This is a genomic window from Humidesulfovibrio sp. (assembly GCF_035560995.1).
Lineage (GTDB): Bacteria > Desulfobacterota > Desulfovibrionia > Desulfovibrionales > Desulfovibrionaceae > Humidesulfovibrio.
Genome location: NZ_DATMYK010000285.1, coordinates 1 through 2,780, shown reverse-complemented (window position 1 = coordinate 2,780; position 2,780 = coordinate 1). Strand labels below are relative to the sequence as shown.

The window sequence follows — 2,780 nt, the reverse complement described above, 5'->3', positions numbered from 1 at the left end:
GGGTGCTCATGGTGGCGATTTTGACGCTTGTGGTTTCGGCCTGTGCGGACAAACGGCCCGCGCCGCTGCCGGTTCCGCCCCCGGTGGCGCAGACGCCCGCGCCCTTGCCCGCGCAGGACTGGCGGCGGCCGGTGTTCTATTACGCCACCAACCGCAACGTGCTGAGCGCCAACGGCAACGCGCAGTATGGCGGCCTGCGCTCGCGCGAGACCTCGTACGGGGAGCTTCGGACCAGCGCCAGCGGCGGCCAGGCCGACGGCAGCGACATGTACCGCGTGAACGTGAGCCTGGACCGGGTGACGCGCATGACGCGCACACGCTTTCTGGGCGAGATCGAACGGGCCGCGGCGCGCACGCCGGGCAGGGAAGTGCTGCTGTTCATCCACGGATTCGACAACAACTTCGAGGACGCGGCCAGGACCGCGGCGCGTGTCGGGGTGGGCATCGGCTTCACCGGGGCCATGGTCATGTACAGCTGGCCCAGCGCGGGCAACCCGGCGGCCTATTTGACGGATCGCAACAACGCCTACTTCGCGGTGCATGCCTTGAAGGAGCTGCTGACGGACCTGACGGCCAGCCAATGGGTGGGCCGGGTGAGCGTGGTGGTGCACAGCATGGGCAACGAGGCCTTCATCCGCGCGTACACGGAGCTTGCGGGCGAGTGCCGGGGCGAGCATGGGGCCTGCGCGGAGCTGCGCAAGGTGCGCTCCATCGTGCTGGCCGCGCCGGATGTGGACCGGGAGATCTTTTTGGACCAGCACGCGGCCAAGCTTACCAGCCTGGATGCCCGCGTGGTGCTGTATACCTCCGCTGCGGACATGGCGCTCACGGCTTCGGCGCTCATGCAGGGCGGCGACTATGAGCGCCTGGGCAAGAACGTGGTCTGCATCCCCGGCATCCACGTGACGGACGTTTCCGGCGTGAAGACCGACGTGCTGGGGCATTCATGGATTTCGCAAAGCCGCGCGGTGCTGCAGGACCTGCGCTGCTCGGTGACGGAGAACTGCAACCGTTACGCAAGCGGCCTGCTGCGCGAAATGATCTGCACGCCCGGCATGCGCTACGCCATGGACGACGCCAATCCCGGCGCGGACCGCGCCACGCAGGGCACAAGCTTCTGGCAGATGCTGGTGCCGAACAACGGTTCCAGCACGCCCACCAGCGCGGGCTTCAACCTGAGACTGCCCTCACTGCCGTCGTTCCTCTCAAACTAAAGAGCGAAACGTCCGGAACGGGCTAGCAGCCCAAGGTCCGCAACAGGCGGGAGAACTCGTAGCGCAGGCGCCGGCGCGGGGTAAGCGCCCGGCGCAGCATGCGGTCCACGTGCGGCGCGTAGGAGCGCGACAGGGCCGCGAAGCTCCCCCCAGGCTCCACGAAGGCGGGCGGTTTGCCTGCGCCATCCAGAATGTGCCGGATGGCGGCCACGGTGCGCGCGTAGGCGTCTCCCTCACCGGGACCCCCGCTGGGCAGACGCACGACATCCCGCGAAGCGGCATAGTCGCCGCTTTCGAACCGCGGCATGTCCCAGCGCTTCAGACGCGTGCGCAACTCATCCACACCGGAAAGCCACACCGAGGACCGCCGCGCCATGTGCGCCTGGGCCTCGAAGAGCTTGGGCTTCACCATGGCGGGCAGCAGCAGGCCCGGCTGCTCCCAGAAAGGCAGCTCCAGGCTCATGGCCGAGGTACGCAACACCGCGACATCGCAGAACTTGAAGGCCCAGGTGCTGTCTGGTTCGTCCACGGCTCGCACGCCGAAGACCTCGTCGGAGGGCTTGCCCAGGCCCCAGGCGTCGCCCGGCTGCGGGCCGTGCTTTTTGAGGGCGTAGTCCCAGGGGTGCAACTTCACCGCAAGGTTCACCCCGGCCTTCACCACGGCCTCACACACGGCGCCGTAAACCTCCGGCGTGTTGTCCGGGGCGCTGGGCAGCCACAGGCAGATGGGCCGGGCCGGGTTGTAGCCGTATTTGGCGCAAAAGGCCGCGCGGTCCGCAAACCCGCCGAAGAGCCCGTTCACCGTGGGCTCGAAAAAGATGTTGCCTGTATAATAGATGCGCCGGGCCTCGGCCAGACGCGCGGACTCTTTGGTGCGGTTGAACTCGCGCTCGAAGAAGAGCGTCAGCGGGTGCTGGATGAGCAGGTGGTCCGCTCCGTGGCAGGTGAAGTCGCCCAGGAGGGTGGCCAGCTGGGCGGTTGCGCGCCCCTTTTCCCTGGCCGCGGCCAGCACGCCGGGAATGTCCGCGTCGTGGTGCGCGTCGGTGATGAGCAGCCGGGCGTCGGTGCTTTTGGCCAGTTCCACCAGTTCCGGGCGCGAGACCAAGCGTATGCCCCGCGCCGCCAATTCCGGCAGCACGGCCTCGGGAACGTCCGCGCCGACCTTCAGGCCGCGCGGCGGACCGGCATTGAAGCACAGCCCGCACGAAACGCCCGCCGCCACCAGCCTTTCGTGCAACACGAGGAGCTTGTGGAACGCGCCGCCGTGGGCGTTGAACCAAGCGATGAAAACGTCGGGAGCCATGCGCGCCGTTTCGCCCGGATGGGCCGTGGTGTCAAGGAGTTGCACGCCTGACCCATCGTCCTGGCGCCCTGTCCCGATGCCCTGTCCTTCACATTCGCGCCGAATCCCCCCTCCCTGCGGCCAATTCCTGCCGCCCTCACCGTTGCCAAGCCGCCCTTTCCCGTCAGCTTCCCTCGCCTCCCTTCGGCCCCGGCCCCGCCGGACTTCAGCCCGGCGGCCCGCGGGAGTCCAGAGGGCCGCATGGCCCTCTGGCGGGGTACAGG

The 2,780-nt window shown here is 68.3% G+C and carries 2 protein-coding genes; one reads left to right on the top strand and one right to left on the bottom strand.

Annotation, left to right across the window (positions count from 1 at the left end; translation table 11 throughout):
* A partial coding sequence (locus VN419_RS11125) for an alpha/beta hydrolase (protein ID WP_325647300.1) occupies positions 1-1,214 on the top strand: 1,214 nt, incomplete at its 5' end.
* Between the two features lie 22 nt (positions 1,215-1,236).
* On the opposite strand, the gene VN419_RS11120 is transcribed toward VN419_RS11125, so the two are convergent.
* Positions 1,237-2,562 carry a hypothetical protein gene (locus VN419_RS11120; protein WP_325647299.1) on the bottom strand — a complete coding sequence of 442 codons (1,326 nt, stop codon included), beginning with the start codon at positions 2,560-2,562 and terminating at the stop codon, positions 1,237-1,239.
* Between the last annotated feature and the right edge of the window lie 218 nt (positions 2,563-2,780).